The sequence below is a fragment of the Paenibacillus sp. FSL H8-0079 genome, from assembly GCF_037991315.1.
Taxonomy (GTDB): domain Bacteria; phylum Bacillota; class Bacilli; order Paenibacillales; family Paenibacillaceae; genus Paenibacillus.
Map to the genome: position 1 here is coordinate 4424792 of NZ_CP150300.1, position 25167 is coordinate 4449958.

General features: G+C 46.4%; 20 protein-coding genes. 7 read left to right on the forward strand and 13 right to left on the reverse strand.

The genetic code is table 11. From position 1 onward, the window contains the following. Positions 1 to 96: 96 nt before the first annotated feature. The 5 genes from MHI06_RS19785 to MHI06_RS19805 all read right to left on the reverse strand — a co-directional run bounded on the left by MHI06_RS19785 (position 97) and on the right by MHI06_RS19805 (position 5790). On the reverse strand, positions 97 to 360 hold the full coding sequence (locus MHI06_RS19785; protein WP_095290540.1) for a YlbG family protein: 264 nt from the start codon (positions 358 to 360) through the stop codon (positions 97 to 99). Between the two features lie 30 nt (positions 361 to 390). Continuing rightward, on the reverse strand, positions 391 to 828 hold the full coding sequence (locus MHI06_RS19790; RefSeq protein WP_169481534.1) for a YlbF family regulator: 438 nt from the start codon (positions 826 to 828) through the stop codon (positions 391 to 393). 152 nt (positions 829 to 980) lie between these two features. Further along, entirely contained in the window at positions 981 to 2699 is a 1719-nt protein-coding gene (locus MHI06_RS19795; protein WP_340398848.1) for a helicase-associated domain-containing protein, read from the reverse strand. 36 nt (positions 2700 to 2735) lie between these two features. Next, positions 2736 to 4430 carry a DNA repair helicase XPB gene (locus MHI06_RS19800; protein WP_340398849.1) on the reverse strand — a complete coding sequence of 565 codons (1695 nt, stop codon included), beginning with the start codon at positions 4428 to 4430 and terminating at the stop codon, positions 2736 to 2738. Between the two features lie 190 nt (positions 4431 to 4620). After that, entirely contained in the window at positions 4621 to 5790 is a 1170-nt protein-coding gene (locus MHI06_RS19805; RefSeq protein WP_169481537.1) for a M20 family metallopeptidase, read from the reverse strand. A 211-nt stretch (positions 5791 to 6001) separates the two neighbouring features. On the opposite strand from MHI06_RS19805, the gene MHI06_RS19810 reads away from it, so the two are divergent. Together MHI06_RS19810 and ftsW are read left to right on the forward strand one after the other, a co-directional pair. Next, a complete protein-coding gene (locus MHI06_RS19810) occupies positions 6002 to 6349 on the forward strand; it encodes a YugN family protein (RefSeq protein WP_062835371.1) in 348 nt (115 codons plus the stop codon). Positions 6350 to 6362: 13 nt separating this feature from the next. Continuing rightward, the gene (gene ftsW, locus MHI06_RS19815) at positions 6363 to 7652 is read left to right on the forward strand and encodes a putative lipid II flippase FtsW (protein WP_340398850.1); all 1290 of its coding nucleotides are present in this window, start codon (positions 6363 to 6365) and stop codon (positions 7650 to 7652) included. A gap of 177 nt (positions 7653 to 7829) precedes the next feature. On the opposite strand, the gene MHI06_RS19820 is transcribed toward ftsW, so the two are convergent. Beyond that, a complete protein-coding gene (locus MHI06_RS19820) occupies positions 7830 to 8192 on the reverse strand; it encodes an Asp23/Gls24 family envelope stress response protein (RefSeq protein ID WP_017687428.1) in 363 nt (120 codons plus the stop codon). A gap of 183 nt (positions 8193 to 8375) precedes the next feature. Between MHI06_RS19820 and cax the strand changes: the two genes are divergently transcribed. Then, positions 8376 to 9446 (forward strand): calcium/proton exchanger, encoded by a 1071-nt coding sequence (cax, locus tag MHI06_RS19825; RefSeq protein ID WP_074095776.1) that lies wholly within the window; start codon positions 8376 to 8378, stop codon positions 9444 to 9446. Between the two features lie 184 nt (positions 9447 to 9630). Here cax and MHI06_RS19830 read toward each other — a convergent pair whose 3' ends face one another. The 5 genes from MHI06_RS19830 to MHI06_RS19850 all read right to left on the reverse strand — a co-directional run bounded on the left by MHI06_RS19830 (position 9631) and on the right by MHI06_RS19850 (position 14703). Next, positions 9631 to 9924, reverse strand: coding sequence for a YlaN family protein (locus MHI06_RS19830; protein WP_017687426.1), 294 nt, complete (start codon positions 9922 to 9924; stop codon positions 9631 to 9633). 225 nt (positions 9925 to 10149) lie between these two features. Beyond that, positions 10150 to 10395: an HPr family phosphocarrier protein gene (locus tag MHI06_RS19835; protein ID WP_036614658.1), complete on the reverse strand. Its 246-nt coding sequence runs from the start codon at positions 10393 to 10395 to the stop codon at positions 10150 to 10152. Positions 10396 to 10490: 95 nt separating this feature from the next. Further along, a complete protein-coding gene (locus MHI06_RS19840; protein ID WP_340398851.1) occupies positions 10491 to 11606 on the reverse strand; it encodes an aminopeptidase in 1116 nt (371 codons plus the stop codon). Between the two features lie 111 nt (positions 11607 to 11717). Further along, entirely contained in the window at positions 11718 to 12575 is an 858-nt protein-coding gene (locus MHI06_RS19845; RefSeq protein WP_340398852.1) for a hypothetical protein, read from the reverse strand. 136 nt (positions 12576 to 12711) lie between these two features. Then, on the reverse strand, positions 12712 to 14703 hold the full coding sequence (locus MHI06_RS19850; protein WP_340398853.1) for a GGDEF domain-containing protein: 1992 nt from the start codon (positions 14701 to 14703) through the stop codon (positions 12712 to 12714). Between the two features lie 465 nt (positions 14704 to 15168). Between MHI06_RS19850 and rpsD the strand changes: the two genes are divergently transcribed. The 3 genes from rpsD to MHI06_RS19865 all read left to right on the forward strand — a co-directional run bounded on the left by rpsD (position 15169) and on the right by MHI06_RS19865 (position 21388). Beyond that, entirely contained in the window at positions 15169 to 15768 is a 600-nt protein-coding gene (gene rpsD / locus MHI06_RS19855) for a 30S ribosomal protein S4 (RefSeq protein WP_169481541.1), read from the forward strand. A gap of 267 nt (positions 15769 to 16035) precedes the next feature. After that, on the forward strand, positions 16036 to 18060 hold the full coding sequence (locus MHI06_RS19860; RefSeq protein WP_340398854.1) for a methyl-accepting chemotaxis protein: 2025 nt from the start codon (positions 16036 to 16038) through the stop codon (positions 18058 to 18060). Between the two features lie 229 nt (positions 18061 to 18289). Beyond that, entirely contained in the window at positions 18290 to 21388 is a 3099-nt protein-coding gene (locus MHI06_RS19865) for a transglycosylase domain-containing protein (RefSeq protein WP_340398855.1), read from the forward strand. A 181-nt stretch (positions 21389 to 21569) separates the two neighbouring features. Here the strand turns inward: MHI06_RS19865 and acsA are convergent, their stop codons facing one another. Further along, positions 21570 to 23294: an acetate--CoA ligase gene (gene acsA / locus MHI06_RS19870; RefSeq protein WP_340398856.1), complete on the reverse strand. Its 1725-nt coding sequence runs from the start codon at positions 23292 to 23294 to the stop codon at positions 21570 to 21572. A 295-nt stretch (positions 23295 to 23589) separates the two neighbouring features. Here acsA and MHI06_RS19875 point away from each other — a divergent pair, with 295 nt between their 5' ends. Further along, entirely contained in the window at positions 23590 to 24222 is a 633-nt protein-coding gene (locus tag MHI06_RS19875) for a GNAT family N-acetyltransferase (RefSeq protein WP_340398857.1), read from the forward strand. A gap of 136 nt (positions 24223 to 24358) precedes the next feature. On the opposite strand, the gene MHI06_RS19880 is transcribed toward MHI06_RS19875, so the two are convergent. Beyond that, a complete protein-coding gene (locus MHI06_RS19880; protein WP_340398858.1) occupies positions 24359 to 25054 on the reverse strand; it encodes a 5'-methylthioadenosine/adenosylhomocysteine nucleosidase in 696 nt (231 codons plus the stop codon). Positions 25055 to 25167: the final 113 nt, after the last annotated feature.

A 25167-nucleotide genomic window follows, 5' to 3' on the forward strand; every position in this document is an offset into this window, starting at 1 on the left:
CAACCTCAAGGCATAAGTTTAACTTTTTTTCACAAAAGTCCGTTTGTGCATAATTCAAGAAAGGAGCGACCCCAAAGGGCCCCTCCAGTTTCTTGTCTATATTCCGTAAAAACTTGTTTTGTCCATGGTTTTGCTGGCATACTCGGTTTTAATCTCATTTCGATACGAGCGTTCGATCTTGCGCACATAGGAAAGTCGCTTCACATTTTTCATCGTATCTTCTGCCCGTTCTGCATTAACATACATGACCACATAATGCATACGGCGGGAGATATAATGCACGGTGCCATATTTTTCGAGATTACGGGCAGCCTTCAAATCACTGACCCAAATAATGAATCCAGTCCTTTCCGCAAACATCATCGTTCCCCGCCCTTCTATAATGATTACTTAACTGCAACCACACTTGCCGCCACTACCGCAGCCGCCCTTCGGATTCGGATCGTTGCTCGGTACCTTAATGGTCGTTGACACTGCGAATGCAATGGTCTCTGACATCTGGAATAACATATCATCCAGGGACTTCTCTGCCTGTTTGAAGCGGATTACCGCCTCGAAATTTTCCAACTCCTGTTCCAGAGCCTTCACCTGATCTTTCGCTGCATGGTAATCCGGGTGAAAATGACCAAAACGCTGTGTTTCTTCAAACAATTCCTTCTTGGCATTCAGCTTCCGAATCCCTGTCTGAATCTCAGGGGTAGTTTCGACTTGCTGCTTCCAATATAAATAATCCGATACTTCGGCAGATTGGTTAATCATGTCGCCCAGTTCATATGCGCCCGTTAACACTTGGGCCATATCGACCGTGTTCATTTCCGCTACGCTCATGAAATATTCATCCTATCTATATATAAAGTTCTACTTAACGTAGACTATCTCATCATAGCATATCCATGAATAGTTAAGAAGAGTTTTTCCTGCAATTAGAAATAAGGGGAATTCGAAAATTCGCCTTTCAACCTGATATTCATTTGAAATAGTCAGGTTATGACATCATCTGGTAGGATAAGACGCATCGTATCCCACTCCGACGGGGAGAATGTACGCCATTCTATCTCAGATGTACGTTCACTTGAATCCAAAATACACCAACCGCTTAATGTCCATTCTTCACGCCCCTCCACCTGATGTGGAATGAGGTATTGAGTGCAATCATCCTGTTGTATCCCCAACTTGGTCTGCCACTCAATGGCTTTGGCAGCAATCTGTCGTGCTGTTGAACTGTGATATCGACGCCACTCCCTGTACCAGGTCTCCGGTATCTCCTCAACCCCCAACAGAGAGACCGTCTTCTCGATTACAGCATGATCACGTTCCATCCCATGCAGCAATGCAGGCATATCAACCAGACCTTGATTACCAGGTATGTAAAAAGAAGAATATACACCGCTCAAGACATCTTTTTCGAATAACTTTTGATTCTCTGTGAAGCCTGTACTTGCCTCCATTACCTCCATGTTCCGCTCTACAGCCACTGATGCAGCATCAGCTTCCTTCCCCCAATCTGCTAATGCAATACGTACATTCTCCGGCACGCCTGTCAGGGCATATTGATCCAGAAACTCCATCACTTCATGTAATGCATGTCCTTTGGCTATGGCCAAAATGATCCGCTCTCTTGTCATGCGGTAGATGGATATCCGATCACGCGTCACCCGCTCTACGCATTGCTCCAGCATCCAGATTACATCAGGGCCTGCTTCCGGTGGCACCAACATTTCGAAATCTGGCTGCATGTAAAATCCACACGACTCCGCCTCACCTTCCGCCTCTTGACGTAGATTCAGCAGGCTCTGTGGTTCAATTAACCAACGGAATGCCATTGCTCCTGACTGATCTTCTCCAACATCACCATAACCCCAACCAGCCAGTGCATAAAGCCAGCCCCTGATCTGAGGTTCCAATGTCGAATTCACTGTACGACACCATACGTTCTTCCCTGGAGCAAGTACGGCCAATTGATGACGGAAATGCTGTAGCGCAGGCTCGGTATTCCCGTATCTGTCCACACAAGCTTGATATACCTCCCGATGCATCTGTCCCCATGAAAGCTTCAACCACTGTTGTAATTGATGATCTACGATCCGAATTCGGCCATCTTCCTTCTGAGCCAGATTCAGACTGAGCAGTAGATCGAGAAGGATCGCTACGTGGATCGGATACAGATCCGAATGTTCATATCGGATGCCCAAACCATCAAAGTCTGTCGAAGATAATACGGTGATCGCACTTAATTTTTGAACGGTTTTCTTATGTATGGTGCCCTTACCTGTCAAGGGAAGTCCTTCTCTTCCGATCCAGGCTATCAGATGAAGTAACTCTGCAGCAATATCCGGCTTTCCCTCCTGTAGTACATGAGCATGCTTTGTATTCTGTTCAACGGTTAAACCTACTCTTTGCACATAAGCAATCGTTAATGTCTCCATCAGCGAAGCAGGAATATAGAATAATCGCTCCCCCCAACTCTTATGAACAGATTCTATCCATCTTTGCTGCCTAAGATTGGCGAATGAAGATTTGGCTTCTGCGACACTTAGTCCTTCGATGGCCCACTGTTCTCGCGGCAGGAGTGAGGAAAAAGGCTGACCGGCATGTTTGTGAAAAATTGCACCAAGCACTTTTTGTTCCACCAAAGCAAGCTTTGACCATGAATCGAGGTTCAGTACCACAGGCTCATCTATTGGTTCAAATGAAGACATATCCCAATCCCTCCTCTTTTCGCGAGTATAAATGGACTATTCGTTCTCATGAACGATGGCATATTCATATCCCTGCTCCACCAAGAACATCTGACGGTTTAACGCAAACTCTTGTTCCTTGCTGTCCTCTGATACCAGTGCATAGAAGTAAGCTTTGTTTTCCCCAGCTTTTGGTCTGAGAATTCGTCCCAACCGTTGTGCTTCTTCCTGCCTTGAACCGAAACTCCCAGATATCTCAAGCGCAACCGCAGCATCTGGCAGATCCACGGCAAAATTGGCAACCTTGGATACAACAATCGTTTTAATCTCCCCACGTCGAAAAGCGGCAAACCATTTTATTCGCTCTTGCTGCGACATTGTGCCTGAAATCAAAGGCGCTTTAATTTCCCGGGCAATCAACTCAAGTTGATCCAGATATTGTCCAATCACAAGTGCAGGCAGATCGCGATGACGCTCCAGCAAACGTTTGACCACATGTACCTTCGCCGGATTCTCGGCAGCCAATCGAAATTGATGCTTAACCTCGGCTTGCAGATAATTCGATCTTAGTTCTGGGGAGAACGGGATACGTATCTCCTGGCATTGTACATCGGCAATCCACCCTTGCTGCTCCAGCTGTTTCCACGGCATATCATAGAGCTTCGGCCCAATCAACGAGAATACATCCTGTTCACAGCCATCCTCTCGAACCAAGGTAGCCGTTAATCCCAGTCTTCGAGTAGCTTGAATATCCGCAGTTGCACGAAACACCGGGGCTGGCAGCAAATGCACTTCGTCATATATGATCAGACCCCATTGCCGCTCACTGAGCAGTTTGATATGGGTAAAATCAGCATCCTTGGATTTCCGATGTGTAAGAATCTGATAGGTAGCTACAGTCACAGGTTTCACCTGTTTTTTCTGACCGGAATATTCACCAATCTGTTCGCTGGTAATCGTTGTTTTGTCTTGAATTTCCTGAATCCACTGTCGCACAGACGTTGTATTGGACGTCAAAATAAGGCATTCACATTGAAGCCGCTCCAGAACGGCCATGCCAATGACCGTTTTGCCTGCTCCGCAAGGTAACACCAGCAATCCGCTTCCTCCCATGCCCTCACTGCCTTCGAATGCATCCACAGCCTCTCTCTGATAGGAACGCAACGCAAATCGCTCTGATTGGTCCCCTGAATCATTGGTTCGCCACTCGAATGAAAGTCTGGTTCCCTCCCGATATCCCACATAATCAAGTACCGGGTAACCCAGCCGTGTTAATTCCCTTTTCAATAACCCTCGCTGCTCTCCTGAGAGCAGCAGCTCATGGGCGTCCGTGCGTTGCATACGAAAGGCAGCTATCGTTTTCAATCCACTCAACTCATCCAGCAAGCGTTCATCCTCACTGTAAAGACGCATTCTGGCGTGATCTGCTTGGGAATGCAGCTTTAATTTGCCGTACTGATCCATGATCCTGCAGACATCCTGAATGAGTGCAGCAGGCACGTTCCAGCGGGATACCGACTCCAGACTTGCGATCACCTGATCTGCATTCCATCCCAGTGCAGCCGCATTCCAGAGCGATAACGGAGTGATTCGATAGGTATGAAATGTTGTCGGTGTCTTGACCAGTTCTGAATACTTCCCAAGCTGCCCTCTCGCTCTGTCGAATCCGGGGTGGCCGACTTCCAGCAAAACCGTAAAATCCCGTTGAACGATACAAGCATCCGTTCTCTCTGTATGTTCTGTTCCTTCCATTCGAAACTTCCTCCTATCACAAAAAAGTCCAGTTCCGGAAGCTTCCGAAAATGAACCTCCATAATTTCGAGTTCAAAAAGTCTAATTTCAGTAACGAAAAGTGGACTTTTTGAACAACTTCTATAAAATCCACAAAAAAAACATCCTGCCCATACCTTGGTATGAACAGGATGCCCAACTGCATCTAAAGTCATTCGGCTGTGTAACCCTTAGCCATGGCGATAAATAATCTAACGGCCGTCTGCATCGCATCTTCATCAAAATCAAACATTGGATGATGATGCGGGTAAATCGCATTTTTATCCGGATTACCTGCTCCAACAAACATAAAGCACCCTGGAACCTTCTGCAGATAATACGCGAAATCTTCCGCTGGCATCAACATCGGCGACGTTTGCACTCGTTCTGCCCCAAATACTTCTGTAGCCTCCCTGAAGAAACGCGCTGTCTCCAGTTCATCATTCACCACAGGCGGATATCCCATAATATATTTCACTTGAGTCTCTGCCCCGTACGCAGCCCCTGTCTGGGCCACCATAGTAAGCACTCGCTCTTTCATCCCATTACGTGTCTCTTCGTCGAATGTTCTTACCGTACCACTCATTTTGCATTGCTCTGCAATTACATTCTGAGCGGAGCCAGCCTGCATTGTACCAATGGTCAGCACTGCTGGTTGCAATGGATCAACAGAACGACTAACAACCGTCTGAAGCTGCATCACAAGCGCAGAACCCGCGATAAGACTGTCTATCGTGGATTGCGGCATACCGCCATGTCCACCTTTGCCTTTGATCTCAATGTAAAAGTCGTCGGCCGCCGCCATCATCGGTCCTGCTTTACTGGCCACAACGCCTACAGGCAGCGGGGTCCACAAATGAATCCCGTATATGACATCCACACCTTCAAGCGCACCATCCGCAATGACCTGGACTGCACCGCCCGGAAGCAGTTCTTCTGCGGGCTGGAACAAAAAGCGGATCTCGCCTCGGATCTCCTGCTTGTGACGGCTGAAATACAATGCCGTACCGAGCAAGATCGAGATATGACCATCGTGGCCGCATGCATGCATCGCTCCGGCTTGTTGTGAGGCATATTCGATATTCTTCTCATCCTGAATCGGCAATGCGTCCATATCGGCCCGCAGCATAACGACAGGCCCTGGCTTGTCCCCACGAATCGTACCGATGACTCCGTGACCGCCTACATGACGCTTCACTTCAACGCCAAAGCTCTCCAACATATCCGCTACAAAAGAGGATGTCTTCTCCTCATGAAAGGAAACCTCAGGATTGCGATGAAGGTGACGCCGCCATTCCACCATGTGGATCTGCAGATCTTCCCACCATATATTATTAGTCATGTCTCTCCACCCTTTCAATCTTGAACGGGACTTTGAATCAACCCCGAACCTTCCTCTTCAAACCTATTGCTGTATATTGTAGCAGAATTGGAAGAAAACCGATACGAAACACCCCTTGAAAGCTTGCACGGGAAGGGGAAACATACTATCATGAACTAGAGAAATGCACGAGAAATTACACTCGGAAGCTTATGAGGAGGATCAGACGCTTATGATTTTTGAGAATACAGGCTTGGATGGCTTGAAGAGCGACTTGGCATACCTGGATGAGAGCGCCGAGAAAGTCGGATTTGTCCGGTGGCAATGGGAATATTACCGTGCTACATATGACTACAAAATTGAAGATGAACAAACCAAATCAGAATACTTTGTACGCATTAATACCCGCGCAGTGGAAGGCAAATTGGAAAAACCGGATACCGTTCTTGCTGTTGAAGCCGTTTATCTTGGCAAAGCCACCTTCCCTCACGGTCTGGATTATGACTCTTCCGTTCCACAGCCAGTCGTGAAGCTGGCAGCCGAAAAATTACAGCAGCTTAAAGAACTGCTGGAAGCATAGGCTGGGCCAAACGATGAAACAACAAACGGCCCAAACGAAAACGAAGAGAGGCACGCCGGATTTTCAACTGCTAATCCTCACTTTATTGTTGGTGGGCTTCGGACTGGTGATGGTATTCAGCTCCAGTTCCAGCATTGCAATCGCAAGCGAAAGATTTAACAATGATGCCCTTTACTTCACGAAAAAACAACTTATGTGGGCGATTATCGGTCTATTTGGCATGTTCTTTGCCATGAATATCCGCTTCAACAAGTACAAAAAGCTCTATGCACCATTTTTCCTACTTACTACGGTCATGCTAGTGATTGTTTTGATCTCAGGTGCAGTATTGAACGGTGCACGAAGCTGGATTCACATTTTTGGTTTCAGTCTTCAGCCTGCAGAGTTCGCAAAAATTGCTATCATTCTATATCTCTCTGCTCTTATCACCAAAAAAGGTGAAAAATTCAGGGTTTTCAAGACAGGGTATGTTCCCGTCTTGTTCATCGTTGGATTCATCGCAGGACTGATCATGCTGCAACCAGACTTTGGTACCACCTTCATCCTGGTATCTACCTGTGGTCTCTTGATCTATGCCGGTGGCGCCAGTATGAAACATATCCTGGGTTCAATTCTCTTGGTTGTACTCGGTGGAGCACTGGCGTTCGGAGCAAATTCCCTGTTCTCTTCCATGTCTCCTTCAGACACGACGACTGCTGCAACAGCGGTTACTGCGGAGCAGAACTACAAGATCGGACGTATTCAGGCTTTTCTGAATCCATTATCTGATATCAATGGCGGAAGTCTTAACCTCTACCGTTCTCTTGTGGCCATTGGTGATGGCGGCATGACGGGTTCCGGGATTGGACAAGGTACGATGAAGCTGCACTATTTGCCAAATGCGTATAATGACTTTATTTTCTCCGTAATTGGGGAAGAACTCGGATTCATCGGAAGTACATTATTCCTGCTGGTTTATCTGTACTTCATCTGGCGAGGAATTATTGTATCTCTACGTTGTCCCGATCCATTCGGAACACTAGTCGGCATAGGCATCATGGGACTGATCGCGATACAGGCATTCATCAACATTGGCGGTGTAACTCAGACCATTCCGGTGACGGGGGTCACACTTCCCTTTATCAGTTATGGAGGTACCTCACTCTTTGTGATGATGGTCGCCATGGGCATTTTGCTGAGTATCTCGCGTACCAACAACCTGGACGTGATCAAGGAAGAGAAAACTAAGTCCGTGACTGTACAGACACAGACCCGCACCTCTCCTGCTCTTCGTTCACGGGAGTCCATCCGTCGGATTCGGTAAACGGGACTGGTCGTCAAGGAACGGAACACGTCTCCATTCAAAATAAAAGCTAACACAAAAAAGGCTGTGCACCCCATCGGATGCGCAGCCTTCTTGTGTGTACTGGGTACACTCTGTCTATCAAGATGAAGAACAAAGCCAATATCACCTCTGTACTCCATTGCGGATTGCGAAATTTTACAGATCGTCGCCTTTGAAAGATACGCCTTCTACCTTTACATTGACTTCAACCACACGTAATCCGGTCATGGTCTCTACCGCTTCTCTTACATTCTGCTGAAGCATACGGGAAACTTCATGAATCGGGGTTTCGTACAGGACGATGATGCGCAGGTCAATGGCTGCTTCCAGCTGGCCGACCTCAACGCTCACGCCTTTCTGTACGTTTTTACCGCTGAGTCGCTTCGCCCAGCCCTCTGACAATCCTCCAGACATTGCGGCAATTCCGGGCGTTTCCATTGCAGCCATTCCGGCAATTTTCGCAACCACGTCATCGGCAATCCGGATGTTTCCGCTCTCCAGTTGAAGTTGTTCTGCCATGCCACATCCTCCTTCACTTCGTTACTCGTATTTTAAATCCTTTCCACCCCAAAAAGCAAATTAAACTCAAAAAGATGCGTTTACAACCTACCACCATTTGGTTATATTGAAATATGAAAATAATCTCATAAGCGTTTTACAATGCAATTCAAAACAAAATATTTTATAACCGAGGTGTTTGTTGTGAGAAACCGGATTTCATCCATTTTACTGATTGCTTTCTTTGCACTCAGTGCCATCGCCCACTACATGAAATGGGATTCGATTCTACAGTTCGTGATATCAGCCATTTCGGTTATTTTTGTGGCCGGTTTTTTAGGCAAAGCCACCGAAAATGTTGCCCACTACGCCGGACAGCGGCTGGGTGGATTCTTGAATGCGACCTTCGGCAATGCCGCCGAATTGATTATCGCCATTTTCCTCGTGAAAGAGGGACTGTTCGACATGGTCAAAGCAAGTCTGACAGGCTCCATCATCGGAAATTTGCTGTTAGTGCTCGGGTTAAGTATTTTTGCCGGAGGACTCAAGTTCAAAATCCAGAATTATAATGTTTCACTTGCAGGCCTGAATGGTTCCCTGATGATTGTTGCCATCATTGCCCTGTTTATTCCCGCAGTCTTTCTCAATACACATTCCATTACACAGAAAGACACGAATACACTAAGTCTCATTGTGGCCGGGTTGCTCATCCTCGCGTACATCGCCTGGTTACTGTTCTCCATGGTGACGCACAAGAACTATCTTGCGGACGTCACTGAGGATCGTGATGAAGAGCTACCGCATGAGCATGCTCCGGCATGGTCCAAGAAAAAATCAATTCTCTACCTTGTGCTCGCGACGGTCATGGTTGCCTTTGTCAGTGAATGGCTGGTCGGCACGCTCGAAGTATTCACTTCGGAATTTGGCCTTAGCGAACTGTTTGTCGGTGCATTCCTTGTGGCCATCATCGGTAATGCAGCGGAACACAGTGCAGCCATCATGCTTGCCATGAAAAATAAAATCGGAGCAGCCGTCGAGATTGCTGTCGGCAGCAGCTTGCAGATTGCACTCTTCGTTGCCCCTGTGCTGATTTTTGTCAGCTACTTCACAGGCAGAACCATGGATATCGTGTTTACAACGATTGAGCTGGTCGCCATCGGCGTATCCGTATTCATTGCGAAGTCGATCACCCAAGATGGTTCTACGAACTGGTATGAGGGTCTACTCCTGCTCGTCGTATATATCATTTTGGGAGTATCTTTCTTCCTGGTATAACCTTTCCCTCAGCAAACTAGTATAAAATAAACAAGCCATAAGAGACAGCCCGAATATCCATATCGAGCTGTCTCTTCGCTTATACGCGTCTTCGGAGTGACTTGCATCACAATCAATTCAGACGCACAAAAAAAGCATGCATTAACGCCTGCATGCCTTCTATTCTGACCTGCGCAATTGCAGGCTATTGCTCATTCTTTTTGTTCAAGGCTTCATATAAAATGGCCAAATTCCGCTCAAGCGCGCTAACCAGCTGCTTACCTGCACCTTCTGGAAGGAGCCCTGCACGAACAGCAAAGTCAACTTCCTTGGAGAACCCATACATCTGTGTATCCAATACTTCCTCATAGAGAGGGCAGTAGCGGGTAGCCAGATTCTCCATCTGTACTTCAATAAGCTTCTGTATTTTATCTGCATCTTCTTGAAGAAGACTGATCGCTTTCAAATTCAGCTGGTCCTGCAGATCAGATGAAGTCATGCATTTTTCCCCCCTATGTCCCAAAAATCGCGTAAAGACGTTCTACCTCTAATATTAGACGAAATGGAGAGCTAATACAAGAACCTGACCAAAATAAGCCCACAAAGTGAAGCCTTCTCTTGTAGCTTATTCCCCCTGTTCCAGGGATGTCCAGATGAGCGCTCAGGTCATGTAATGCCAAAAAACACCCCTGCCAAAAAAGGCAGAGGTGCTTCTTGAGAGCTATTACTCAGATGCGATGCTTACATTCAGTCCATGCTTGGCAAATACTTCTGACATGGCTGCTTTCGCTTCAACTGCATCTGGACCATGAACATGCAGTTCATAGCTGTGCGTGCTGATCAGCGTTGTAAACAACCCGAGAATGCTTTTCACATCGATATACTTGTTCTCCGAATGAAGCACGATTGAAGAAGTAAACTTGCCTGCTGTTTGAGCAATTTCCACTACAGCCGCGTTATTACTCGACATAGGAATCCCTCCGTCTTTTTACTTTGGTATCATCTATTAATTACCACTACATGATACCGTGAATCCGCTTTCCTAGCAACAGCAAAATCCTGTTCCTATTTCAAACGGTCCGGATTGAGGCATTCCAGCTCAGGAATAACAAAGATACCGTCTTTACGAATCAGTACATCATCAAAATAAATTTCTCCGCCGCCATAATCTGGACGCTGAATCAATACCAGATCCCAGTGAATGGAGGAACGGTTTCCGTTATCTGTTTCTTCATACGCTTGACCTGGCGTAAAGTGCAAGCTACCTGCGATTTTCTCATCGAACAAGATATCTTTCATCGGATGCAGAATATGCGGATTAAATCCAATCGCGAATTCACCGATATGACGGGCACCCTCATCCGAATTCAGAATTTCATTCAAGCGCTCTGTATCGTTGCTTGTCGCTTCGACGATTTTGCCATCCTTGAACGTGAACTTGATATTTTCAAAAGTTACTCCATTGTACAGGGTTGGCGAGTTATAACTAATCGTTCCGTTCACGGAATCACGTACAGGGGCACTGTACACTTCGCCATCCGGAATATTTTTTTGGCCAGAGCATTTCTCTGCACCGATATCTTTAATGGAGAAGCTCAGCTCTGTTCCTGGTCCCGTGATGGTAACTTTGTCCGTACGTTTCATCAGGTTAGCCAGTGAGTCCTGCGCTTTGTCCATTTTGGCATAATCCAGGTTACATACGTCAAAGTAGAAATCTTCGAACGCTTCTGTACTCGTATTGGCGAGTTGCGCCATACTTGCGTTAGGGTAACGAAGTACAACCCATTTCGTATGTTTGACACGTTGTTCACTATGTACCGGGTGGGAGTACAAAGAATTGTACATTTTCATTTTTTCTTCCGGCACATCGGACAGATCATTCACATTTTCTCCCGCACGAATACCGATATAACAATCCATCTGCTTCATACGGTTCAGATCAATCTCTGCCCACGTTTTCATCATTTCTTCTGTCGCATTTTTCAACATCGCACGCTGTACGGTCTTATCCGTCAACTGTACAAAGACGTTACCACCTTTTTTGCCTACCTCTTCAATAATGGCGTTAATCAGATCACGTTCTGATCCAATCATCTCAACCAATACATTTTCACCAGGCTGTACATCTACAGAATAGCCCACCAGGCTTGCTGCAAGCTTTTGAATTCTCGGGTCCTTCATCTTGGTAAAATCCTCCTGTCATCTGCCATGCTTAAATTGAACAACGGTAAATTACGATACTATTGTAGCACGCGAACAGTCATCCCGTCAGCAGGCAGTCCCTCACTTCATTTATTGATATGACTTGAAGTTTACATCGGTGACAAGAGCTTCTTTGTTGCTCTTACGGTTGTTGTCCGTGTAACTCACCTGACTTTCAGAGGATAAGCGAAGAGGCAAACTGCTCTTCCGATCTACCGTGAGATGATATACCGTCTGCACGTTAGCTTTTTCCATCATCTGTTGCATCGTTGTTTCACCCTGTTTCCATACTTTCTCCAGATCCCTCTCAAGCTTCTCTTTACGCGCTCCTTTCACCGTAGCTACCTTATGCATATATTCTGCGCGAATAGCGTTCATCTCGTCGTTTAGCTGGGCTACAGCCCATGTTTTGGCGTCTTCCGCTGCAAGTTCAATCCGTAACGTTCTGGTTCGACGCCCGGACCCATACTCGGATTGAATCGTTTTGTGCATCCCGTCGATCTTCTCCAATTGCGCGATTGGATTAAACCGAGAAAGAGAACCACGCAGCGGCTCATGCTGCGCTGACAATGCCATCCATTGCCCTTGTTTTCGCTCGAAAGAAGCGCTAAATCCACCGGGCTGTCCGTTATTGTTTACGGCGGTTGTATGAATACCTCTGCCCACAGCGGTTACCTCTCCAGGCAAACGGGTCTGAAGGGTCAGACGATCATGATTCTCCAGCTTGCCTTCAAATTTGAACTGATTCTCGAACAGCCCACTGTCCTCCCGTCGCAGTCCTGCTTCCCCTTCAAAACTTAACGTTTCTTTACCCGCTATCCCGGATAAGGCCAGGGAAAAAACTTCTTCAGGTGTTCGATCTCGCTGAATCAATCCACAACCCGGAACACCAATTATTACGATGCTCACGAGTAACCATAACGTACATACCGACCGGCGGTTAAGCATGTCCATCTTCACCCTTCCGTCAACTTTCTCCTTAGATTGCCCTGCCCGTATTTGCTTATACTTCCTTCTATAAACAACTTGGACTCCAAGACATAAAAAAAAGAGAGCACGACTCCGCAATTGGAATGGCTCTCTCTTAACGCGTTACTTCCTGTTCTTCTATAACGATTCTGTTCCGACCGCCATTCTTGGCGCTGTACAAAGCCATGTCAGCCCGATAAAACAAGGACTCCACACTAACCTTCTCATCCATCCAATTCCACTCGGCGATGCCACTGGATACCGTTACAAAAGGTCTGGTCTCCTCCGCGACTCTCCTTCGGATCACTTCCGCGTATTCTAGCGCCTGATGCACACTTACCTGCGGCATATAGATGGCCAATTCTTCTCCACCCCATCTGGCGCAGATGTCTTCCGGACGAACAGAGCTGGTGACAATTTCACTCACCTGCTTCAGTACTTGATCCCCCGTCTGGTGTCCAAAGGTGTCATTCACCTGTTTGAACTGATCAATATCCACCACAATGAGAGAGCCGCAGAACTCATGAGCCTGACGCTCGTGAATGACGCTATCGAGGTAATGCCTTACGTACAATCCTGTCAGCATATCCAGATTAGCCAAACGTCGAACCTCAGCATGCAGCGTGGCATTCGACAGGGCAAGCCCGATATGAATAGACAACATCTGCAAGAGCCGATAATTATCGTATGAAAAATATTGCTCTCTGCTGTGTCCCAACAAAATGGCACCCTTCACTTCACCATTGACTCTGATCGGTGATGCAATCAGTGACATGGAGCCGGTATCTTCCATGAAAAAGGAGGACACTTTATCATATTGCGCATAATTGGATATAATTAGCGGTTCCTCTGTTCGATATAGCAAGCCTGCGATACCGTAATCTACAGAAAATGATTGGTGAAAAACATCTTTCACGTTAGAAGACATGACTTCAAAGTCACTCGTACTATCATTCAGTTGTAAAATGCAGCACGTTTCAGCCTGAAATATTTCCTTTAGCTCTTGCTCGGATAATTGATAAATCTCCGAAAGATGCAGACTCTTGTTCAAGCGCTGTGTAAGATCATTGATTAGACGAAGTTCCTGTATCAACATATTGGATTGTTCGTGCAACTTGGCGTTCTCAAAGGCCGTGCCTGCGGTATCTACCATCATCGTAATCAATTGCAGATCCGATTCTTCCATGATCTCTTCGTTCATTTCGATATGGAACACACCGTATATGCCTTGTTTTCCTTTCAAAGGAAGACCTACCTCTACGATGCGATTCTCTTCATCATCTGAACGAGCAACGATCAGCTTGCCTTCCATAAACGAACGCACACATATATCTTCTCCTCGTTCCTGGACAAGCAACGGTTTAATCCGTGGATTAAAGTTGCTCTGATCCTGAGACATATACAGTTTGATATACGTGGCCGGGTACAGATAGTCCATACTGTCAAATACCTCATCCAATATGGCGTCGACATCCATTTTGTCATGCATTCGCTGAACAATCTGAAAGAGGATGGACCTCCGGTGTTCTTCACGCGCTGTTTGTTCATGAGCATGTAACAGGTCCGTCATAAATATGTATTCAAATCTTCGGTAAAAGCAGGTGCGGTAATGCAATGCCTCAGATCGAACCACAGCTTCAGACGTTTCATATCGATTGGATTCATAGATTACAGCAGTAAATACGGCAAACATATCCTTGTTCGTTCTGGAGAATAAAGGATGTGTTAACAGGAGATATTCTCCACGTTCGCTAGTCCCTCTGAGGGACAGGGCCTGTCTCTTATCCAAACATTCCAATACAAGCCTGCGTGCATCCACGCCCGGATCAGCAGCAGGATCACTATCGTATCCTATACAAACGCCTTCCGTGTTCCATACACTATAAAAGGTTGATCTCCTGTCCAGGTCCGAATCTACTTTGGAGTTCCAGTCACTGTAAGCCTGCTCTAGCAAGCTGCCCAAATATGAAAAATCAAAAGGTGTGATATCCATTTTTTGCATCCACAACACATGCTCTTCATGAGGATGAGGAGCGGCAAAAGATGCGGAATCGCCCGAACTTCGTGAATTCAAGCTGGCAGGTAAACTTCTTAGATGTTCTAACATGTCAGGCGCTCCTTTGCACCGTTTTTGCATCCACCAGGATGCATTAATCTGCAGACGTTATCGCAAACCTGCAAATTCGTTGCGATAACCTTGCTACATAAAGATGATTTAAAGTTAAGATACAATCTATTTTACTCTGTTTAAAGCTTTTTTGCATCCATATTTCAGAAAATTGTCCCATTATTTTAGGCCCAATGACCTATCGACAAATTTAGACGTTTTTTTACTTTTATTCTACGCTTGACTTTGGTTCTCTTAAACTGTAATATAAATTGTTGATGAAGACTACTAATGGGTCTTTAAATTTGGGCATTACCGGTTGTGTCACCCTCATTCTTTTTGTTGCTTTCAGGACAGCGGCTGAACTTTCCTGATCGTTCTATGCGAGGCCAAGCCCGCATCAACAAATTGGAGCGCAAACAGAGCCCTAATATGAACTTTAACTAAAAAGGAGCTACTTTAAACATGGCACGTTACACTGGTCCTAAATTTAAATTGAGCCGTCGCCTCGGCATTTCCCTTAGCGGAACAGGCAAAGAATTGAAACGCCCTTTCCCTCCAGGTCAGCACGGAGCTAACCAACGCAGAAAAATGAGCAACTACGGTATGCAATTGCAAGAAAAACAAAAATTGCGCCACATGTACGGTTTGGGCGAGAAGCAATTCCGCACACTGTTCTCCAAAGCTCAAAAAATGCAAGGTATTGCCGGCGAAAACTTCATGTTCTTGCTTGAGTGCCGCCTTGACAACCTCGTTTACCGCCTTGGTTTTGCTAACTCCCGCGCTGGAGCGCGTCAGTTGGTAGCACACGGTCACGTAACTGTAAACGGCAAAAAAGTCGATATCGCTTCTTACCAAGTAAGCACTGGCGATCTAATCGGCTTGCGTGAGAAGAGCCGCGCTCTTTCTTCCGTTAAAGAAGCTTTGGAAGGCCGTTCGCATCTTCCAGCATACGTTGAATACAACGAAGCAGCTGTAGAAGGTAAATTCATCCGCTTGCCTGAGCGTGCTGAATTGTCCCAAGACATCGATGAAAAACAAATCGTCGAGTTCTACAACCGTTAATCGTTGCAATCACATTAAAGTTTCAATCCAAACAGCTGTCGAGATTTTCTCGGCAGCTGTTTTTCTATGCTTTTTTCTATTTATCTTCATTATAGAAGCTTAAATATCGATATAAAATATAGACTCCCTATAGGAGAAGCACACATCCATACTAACATCACTAGAGTAACATCGAGGGGGATTAAACATGCATTTTTTTCGCAATCGCAAGCTCGCTGTTAAGCTCGGACTTTTACTCGGAGTAGTACTACTCTGTGTATTGGAGCCTTGATTGCATTTAACACAAAATCCATTTACGACAAAAGCCTGCAGTACGGTGAATCCGTTGCTGGAAAGGCAGCAAATCGGGCTACGAACGAGTTCATGACTGACATTAATCAGGTCAAAAACACATTAGACACCATGAGTACCACGTTATTGGATGCGGCTCAGAACGGGTCTCTCAACCGCGAGGAAGTTGTTAGACTGCTTGAACAGTATCTGAAAAAGGACCAGAAAGTTTTCGGCTTTTATACAGGCTGGGAACCTAATGCTTTTGATGGAAACGATGCGGATCACGTGAATAAAAATGTATATAATGATGCTACGGGTCGATTCGTTCCATATGCCATACGGGACGGTAACTCTCTGTATTTTGAACCTCTGACTACCTATGAGGGGAACAGTGAAACCAGTACGTACTATCAACAACCTAAGAAAACCCAATCTATCTATTGGTCTGAGCCTGTTACCTATACGGTTGGCGGAAAAGAAACACTACTCGTTTCGATTGTCCTCCCCCTATTAGATGAAAACAAAACATTTTTGGGCATTGTTGGAGCCGACTTTACCATTGACCGTTTTCAGCAAAACATAGCATCGCTCAATCCGGATCAAGGTTACGCCATGCTGATTACTGGTGAAGGACAGATTGCTGCTCACGGCTCCAAACCGGAACTGGCCAATGAAGGAGCCGTAATTCCATCTGAAGTGAAGACAGTCATTCAGCGTATACAGTCTGGAGAATCCCAATTTTACGCTACTGACCCCGAAATAGGTGAAGAATTATTTATTGCCGAGCCCGCCAGGTTGCAAGGAACAGATTCGAACTGGTACCTCGTCTCGGCGCTGCCAAAGAGTCATATCCTTCAACCTTTCTATGACAGCTTGAACTGGTCCATATTGATTGCTGCACTGGCTGTACTTCTGCTTGCAGGTGTGGTCACCTACACCATCATCTCCATTGTAAGGCAGTTGAATCAAGTCAATATCGTCGCTGGACAGCTCGCTGGCGGAGATCTGACACAAAAGTTACCCGTACGATCCAAAGATGAATTCGGTATCATGGCAGGCCATATGAATCAGATGATGGATACATTGCGTCATACGATATCGGTTATTTCCGAACATGCGTTATCTGTGGGCTCCACCTCTCAACAGTTGACCGCCGGAGCCGAAGAAACAGGTAAATCCGCCGAGCTGATTGCATTAACAGGACTGGAAGTTGCAGATAAAGCAGGTAAACAGGTACAGGAGTTGCAAGAGTCCTCCCGTTCCATGAATGAAATATCTGCGGGAATCGGAAGAATTGCAAAAGCCGCCTCCGATGTATCCGATTCATCTCGAGCTGTGGCTGAGCGAACAACCGTTGGAACCGATAAGATTCAGTCCGCCATGCGTATGGTGGATAGTGCCACCTCTTCTGTGCAGACGTCCATGACTGCTCTCGAGAATTTCCGTCAACGTTCTGAGGAGATTGGCCATATTACAGGTATGATCACGGAAGTTAGCCGTCAAACCAATCTTCTCGCACTTAATGCTTCCATTGAAGCATCACGTGCAGGTGAACACGGACGCGGGTTTGGTGTTGTTGCCTCCGAAATTCGTAATCTGGCTGAACAATCCAGAATATCAGCAGCGCAGATTGCAGCGTTGATTCATAGCGTTCAGCAAGAGGTCCTTGCTCTCGTTGAAAATATGGAACACGGGAACTCCGAAGTTAGTCATATTGCGGAAGTGATTAATGAGAGTGGTGAACTATTCCTCTCCATCTCTTCACAGATTTCAGATGTTAATGAGCAGATTGAGCATGTCTCAGCCATTGCGCAGCAGATGTCAGCTGGATCGCAACAAGTGGATGCCACGTTGGTGCAACTCAAAACCATTGGACATGAGACAGCCGATCATGCGACTCGTGTTGCCTCTGCTTCTGAAGAACAACTTGCATCCATGGAAGAGATCACAGCAGCATCTGCATCGCTGGCTAACCTTACCCAGGAACTATTGGAACTGATTCAACGCTTCAAAACCTGATATAGAAGACCTCAAATACGACACATCATTCAGGCCATCCTATGCACCACAGCATGGAGGTGGCCTGCTTATTTTGGCTTACAACTCATGAAATGTGCTTCAATATCGCATGATATATAGCATAATCCATGGCAGAATGGCAAATTTCGACCATTACTTGTATTTCTCAGGCATGCAAACCCGCCTTTTTATGCTATAATAAGTGCTGTTAAAAGGAGGAAGACACTGAATGGTTGATGTTAATAAGAAAAAGCCCGATGCACAGCCTGCACGCAAGCGTAGCTTTGCCCGCAGACTGGGAAGTTTCGTCAGTTGGATGGTTGTCCTTGGCTTTATGGGGGCACTATTTGTAGGCGGTGCTTTGATGGGATACGTCAGTTCCATTGTGAAAGACGAGCCTGTCCGTTCAAGGGCCCTGATTGAACAAAAAGTCAGCGAAAACTCCATCACAGGCTTTGCTTACTTTGCCGACGGCAGTCCGATCGGTCAATTACGTACGGAAGAAGACAGGCGTCCGGTCACTACGGACCAGATCCCACAAAAGGTTATTGATGCTGTCGTTTCAATTGAAGACAATCATTTTTACGAACATAAAGGTGTAGACATGAGCGGAACGCTCCGTGCCGTGAAACAGAAAGTGCTGAAAGAATCAGTACAAACCGGCGGTAGTACACTGACTCAGCAATTGGCGCGTCGTGTGTTTCTGAATTTGGATCGCACAGAAGATCGGAAAGTGAAAGAAATCTTGCTCTCACTCCGACTCGAACGTTTCCTGACGAAAGATGAGATCATGACAGCCTATCTGAACAAGGTTCCTTTCGGTAACGGTTCCAGCGGATACAACGTTTTTGGAATCAAGGCCGCTGCTAAAGGTCTGTTCAATATTAATGATCTTGAAAAAATCAACATCGCTCAGGCTGCTTATCTTGCTGGATTGCCGCAGCTCCCCTCCTCTTACTCTGCCTTTAACGGTAAAGGCGATTTTGTAGAGGAAAATTTTGACCGCGCAATCAACCGTCAGCATCTGGTATTGCGCCGTATGCTTGAACTGGGCAAAATCAATCAGTCCCAGCATGACGAAGCTCTAGCTTTTGATATCAAAAGTTCACTCGCTCCGAAGACCATCAAGGCTTACAATACTTATCCATACCTTATGATGGAAACGGAACGACAAGCTGCACAGATTTTGATGAAACAATTGAATTCCGATACAGCTGAATCCACAGATAAAGGTACGGATGCGGACACACCTCAGAAGGAAAGTAGTGCGTTATTAGAGGAAGCTCAGACGCAACTGCGTACAGGTGGATACCGTATCTATACGACCATTAACAAAAGTATCTACAAAACGATGCGTACCATTGCGGAAGATGACAGCAATTTCTCAGCAGATGATCCTGTCAAAGGGAAAGAACAAACTGCTGCCATGCTGATTAATCACAAAACGGGTGCTATTCTAGGCATGATTGAGGGACGGGATTTCCAGGATGAACAGATGAACTACGCAACGCAGATGGTGCGTCAGCCAGGTTCAACGATGAAACCTATTGCCGCTTATCTTCCTGCGCTAGATGAAGGTCTTGTTCAGCCTGCTTCAATTATTGATGACTCACCGATCATCTTGAAAAACGGTCCGAGCGGGTACCACATTGCAAAGAATGCCAATAACCGTTATCAAGGACTTGTCACAGCTCGGAGAGCACTGAATTATTCACTTAATATACCGGCTCTGAAGTTGTTCAATGAAGAAGTAGGCATCGACAAGGCTTGGGCATTCGCCAAGAAACTAGGAATTACTACCATTCAGAAGGAAGACTATCAGGCTCAGACAGGTGTTCTGGGAGGTCTCCAATACGGTGTAACCGTTGAAGAACTAACTAGTGCCTACGGTGCTATCGCCAATAATGGTGTGTATAACGATTCCTACATGATTAGTAAAATTGTAGATTCCAAAGGCAACATCGTGTATAAACATGATACTGAACCTGTCCAAGCCTTCTCGGAGCAGACAGCATACCTGATGACCGATATGCTGCGGACCGTTATTACGGAAGGTACGGCAGATAAAGTACGGGAGAATTACAAATATTCCAAGAGTGTGCCGATCGTAGGTAAAACAGGTTCCACTCAAAACTATGCGGATGTATGGTTTGAAGGCTACACACCAGATGTCACACTTGGCGTGTGGGTTGGATACAAACAGCCAGTGAATACACTGGAAAGCAAATCACAGAGAAAACGTGCGCAGCAACTGTGGTCGAAAATCCTGAATGAAGTGATCGATACGCAAAAAGATCTGTTCGTCACGGATTCGTTCAAAAAACCATCTGGTATTGAAACGCGGACGGTATCGGCTTACAGCGGCAAATTGCCAACATCCATGACTGACAAATTTGTTACGGATATTTTCAACAGCAAATTTGTTCCGAAGGATAGCGATGACGGCGTCGCCAAAGCCAAGTACATTATTTACAATGGTGTAAATTACATTCCGCGTGATGGAACGCCTGCGGACATGTTGAAGGAAAAAACGGTAATCAAGCGTAAAAAACCGATCTCTGATCTCATCAAGGAATTGCAAAATGCATTCTCACGCATGAGTCGACATGAGTCACTTGCTTATTACCTTCCTGAAGATGCTGATGCAGACATGCCGACACAGATCGATCCAAGAACGGATAACGGCAAAGCTCCTGATGCACCAGGTAATGTACGAATCTCGACCTCGGGTGACCGAGCTGTAATTACATTTAATGCCACACCTGAAAATGACGTCGTGGGGTATCGTCTGTACCGCTCTGTAAACGGTGGAGGATTCCAGAACCAGGGACAGGTTGTTCTGACGGGTGAATCCCGATCATTCTCGGCATATGCAGCACAAGGCGGCAATTTCGCCTTCTATGTGACCGCAGTGGATGTTGCGGGCAGAGAGTCTGCTCCTAGCGCTACCGTAAATAGTGTTGGAAGTGTAGCCCCCCCTGTGGAAGAAGAGATTAATGAGCCGATTGAAGTTCCAGGTACAGTCATTACTCCGGGAGAAACGCAGAACGATAATACAACAACGACAGCCCCAGGCACACCTGGTCAAGTCAGCGTATCTGCGCTCTCTCAAGGACTGCGTATTCAATGGGCGTCCACTCCGAACGCAGATAGTTACGCTGTATATTACAGTGAAACAGGTTCGGCTCCTTACACCAAAATTGGAACAACGTCGGGAACGACCATGGATTATGGAGTGCCTGTAGCGACCAGTGGATGGTTCAAAGTATCTGCCAGCAACAGTGCGGGTGAATCCGAACCTTCTGCAGCCGTACATTTTCAACCCTGATTAACTTAGCAATCTACAAAAAGCCGCATTCTCAGACGCATCTGAGGGTGCGGCTTTCATTTTCATTTGCAGCTAAAAGCCTGCTTCATGTCATGGACATAAAGCAGGCTTCAGCAACCGATTTTGATAGAGAGCATCACCGTGTTTGGCTTCGTTTAGTTATGACTTCGCCCCTAGTGCGTTAGTCTTCAATGGTGGATAGATCCCCTGCTGGCAGATCAAGCTCCCAGGCTTTCAGTACACGGCGCATGATCTTGCCGGAACGTGTCTTAGGCAGTTTATCCTTAAACTCAATCTCACGCGGAGCAGCGTGAGCAGACAGGCCTTCTTTTACAAAACGATAAATCTCTTCTTTTAGCTCCGGGGTCGGCTCATATCCTTCACGAAGCGCTACAAAGGCCTTGATAATCTCCCCACGTGTCACATCTGGCTTACCGATTACACCCGCCTCTGCTACCGCAGGATGCTCCACGAGCTTACTCTCCACCTCAAAGGGTCCAATACGCTCGCCTGACGAGTTAATTACATCATCAATCCGTCCCTGGAACCAGAAATATCCTTCTTCATCCATGTAAGCAGAGTCGCCAGATACATACCAGCCCGTAAACCTGAAATACTCCTCGTATTTCGCAGGATTATTCCAGATCTTCGCCATCATGGATGGCCAAGGTGTTCGTATGGCCAGATTGCCCATACTGTACGGCGGCAATTCCTGCCCGCGATCATCAATAATAGCTGCCTCAATTCCAGGCAATGGACGTCCCATGGAGCCAGGCTTGATCGGCATTCCGGGATAGTTACAGATCAGCTGCGCACCTGTTTCGGTCATCCACCATGTATCATGAATTCGCTGACCATAGGCTTTCCATCCCCATCGAACAACCTCCGGATTGAGCGGTTCACCGACAGACATCACGTGACGCAGGCTGCTCAGATCATGCTGGGCAATCGTCTCCTCCCCTGCTCCCATCAGCATACGGAAGGCTGTTGGTGCGCTGTACCAGATGGTGACTTTGTTCTTCTGGATGGTGCTGTACCAATCTTGAGGACTGAAACGACCACCACGTATCACATTGGTTACTCCATTAAGCCACGGAGCAAAGATCCCATAAGAGGTGCCTGTCACCCAACCAGGATCAGCTGTGCACCAGTACACGTCATCTTCACGCAAATCCAGAACAACCTTACCTGTATAATAGTGCTGAATCATGGCATTCTGAACATGGTAGACCCCTTTGGGTTTACCCGTTGAGCCTGAGGTATAGTGAATCAACAAACCATCCTCACGATTCAACCACTCCACTTCCATCTCATCCGAAGCTGCAGACATCTCTGCATCAAAATCAATAAGTCCTTCTTCCGTTTGTGCGCCGCCACCCACAATAAAGATATGTTTGAGTTCAGGCAGTTCGGAACGTTTGATTCGTCCCAGCAATTCTGGAGTCGTGACAAGTGCTACAGCACCGCTATCCTCCAGCCGATCCTTCACAGCCGTTTCCATAAAAGCTTCGAACAAAGGGCCAGCGATGGCTCCAGCCTTCAATATACCCAAAAGACTAAAATACAGCTCCGGGCTTCGCGGCATAAAAATAAACACACGTTCCCCTTTGGCTATGCCATATTTGCGGAGAACATTCCCGAACCGACTCGACTGTTCACTCAGATCAGCAAAGGTATAGGCCTCTTCACGCGAAGCATCACTATACAATAAAGCGGTTCTTCCGCCCCTTCCTTCCAGTAAATGACGGTCAATCGCTTCATGTGCCATGTTCACTTTTCCGCTGGCGTGCCACGTAAAGTGCCTTTCCACCGATTCCCAATCGAACCGGCTTCTCGCCTCCGTGTAATCGCCCAGGTTAGATTCGGACACAACCGTTTGCAGCATCTCACCATGTGCTTGACTCATGCTTGCCAGCCTCCTTCAACTCGACATTTCGATTCCCGTTATGGGTTAATTCTCATTGCCTTTGTGTTGACTGAACTTCCAGTTAGCGCTTACATTAGTAGAGAGAACTTCTCATCATGTACTTGCTCTGCCAAACAAATGTTATCCATACTGCGATCAATTGTGAACATTTTTTGTCTACGCAATTATAGCAAATATTTTCAATTGTCGTCTATGGCTTTTCATTTTTTTGGATTTTTGCTATAGCGGACTTTTTGAACAACCTCAAAAAGAAGGGGAGAGAGGAGCGTGAACTATGGAACATGTCAAGGAATATCATATCCGGTCCATCCTCAAGTCAGGCCATCGAATTACGATTGAAGGTCCCGTGCAAGCCGAGGAGATAACCAGTCTTGCCTTCCATCCGGATCTGGATGCCTTTCGGCGCCCAATCGAGCAACAAGAAGCATTGGCTGAGATCGCAGCATTGCCAGAAGGGCGAATCATCCTCGCACACGAAAATGAAACGATAATTGGCTATGTAACTTTTCACTATGCGGATGAATGTGAACGCTGGTCCGAGGGCAACATGACTGATCTGATTGAGCTTGGAGCAATTGAGGTTGCGGACGACTACCGCTCGCTTGGCATTGGACGTGAAATGTTGCTTACCGCTCTGGAAGATAAACACATGGAGAACTACATTATTTTCACAACAGAATATTATTGGCATTGGGACCTCAAGGGCAGCGGACTAAACCTATGGGATTATCGCAAAATGATGGAGAAGCTGATGCAGACGATTGACATGACCTGGTATGCAACAGACGACCCCGAAATCTGTTCACATCCTGCGAACTGTTTGATGGTGCGAATCGGAAGTCATGTGCCCATAACATCGGAAGAACAGTTCGATCGTGTGCGCTTCCGCCATCGATTCATGTATTAATTCAATGATCTGTTCGAAAACGACATACATAACAAAAACCGCCTCTCGCAGCGTTGCTCCATAATTCATGGAACAGCTGATCGAAGGGCGGTTTTTCATTGATTTTGGGTCGGCATTGCAATCGTAGTTTATGCCATTACATATTTCCTAACATATGCTCCACAATGCGGTGTGAACGCTGCGAAGATTCCACAGTAAATTCAGCAAAGTTAACATGCGCCGAGCCATCCGCTTTATCTGACATACCACGCAGGACAACAAATGGTACACGATTCATGTAACAGACCTGAGCGACTGCCGCCCCTTCCATTTCGGCACATGCACCGTCCATTTCAGTATATAACATATTAACCGTATCTTTATTGGCGATAAATTGGTCTCCCGATAACACTTTACCAATCAGGTAATTGGCTCCCTGAGCTTTACATGCTTCTTCAGCCAGCGCAATAAGCGAAGCCTCGGCTGGGAATGCAGATGTCTCCTGGTAAGGAATTACCCCGCGTTCGAATCCAAGTGGTGTTACATCCATGTCATGCTGTACACACAAGGACGATATAACCATATCTCCAATGTTCAACTCCGGGTTAACTGCACCCGCAACACCTGTGAAGATAATGCGATTAACCTGAAAGCGATCAATCAAGATCTGTGTCGTAACCGCTGCGTTTACTTTACCTACACCAGATTTACAGACAACGATTTGCTTGCCAAGCCACTCGCCTGCAACGTATGTAATCCCGGTTTGTTTGACCGTCTCAAGTTGCTTCATACCTGCCAGTAAAAGCTCTACTTCCTCATCCATCGCTCCGATAATACCAATCGTTTCACGCATCTTCTGATACCCCCTGTTTTCATTATTAAACTCATTCAGCACAAAAGCTCCGTCTCCGGAGCTTTCGCATATCCACTATGTAGAGAGAATGACTTCTCCCTTTCCTGTATATA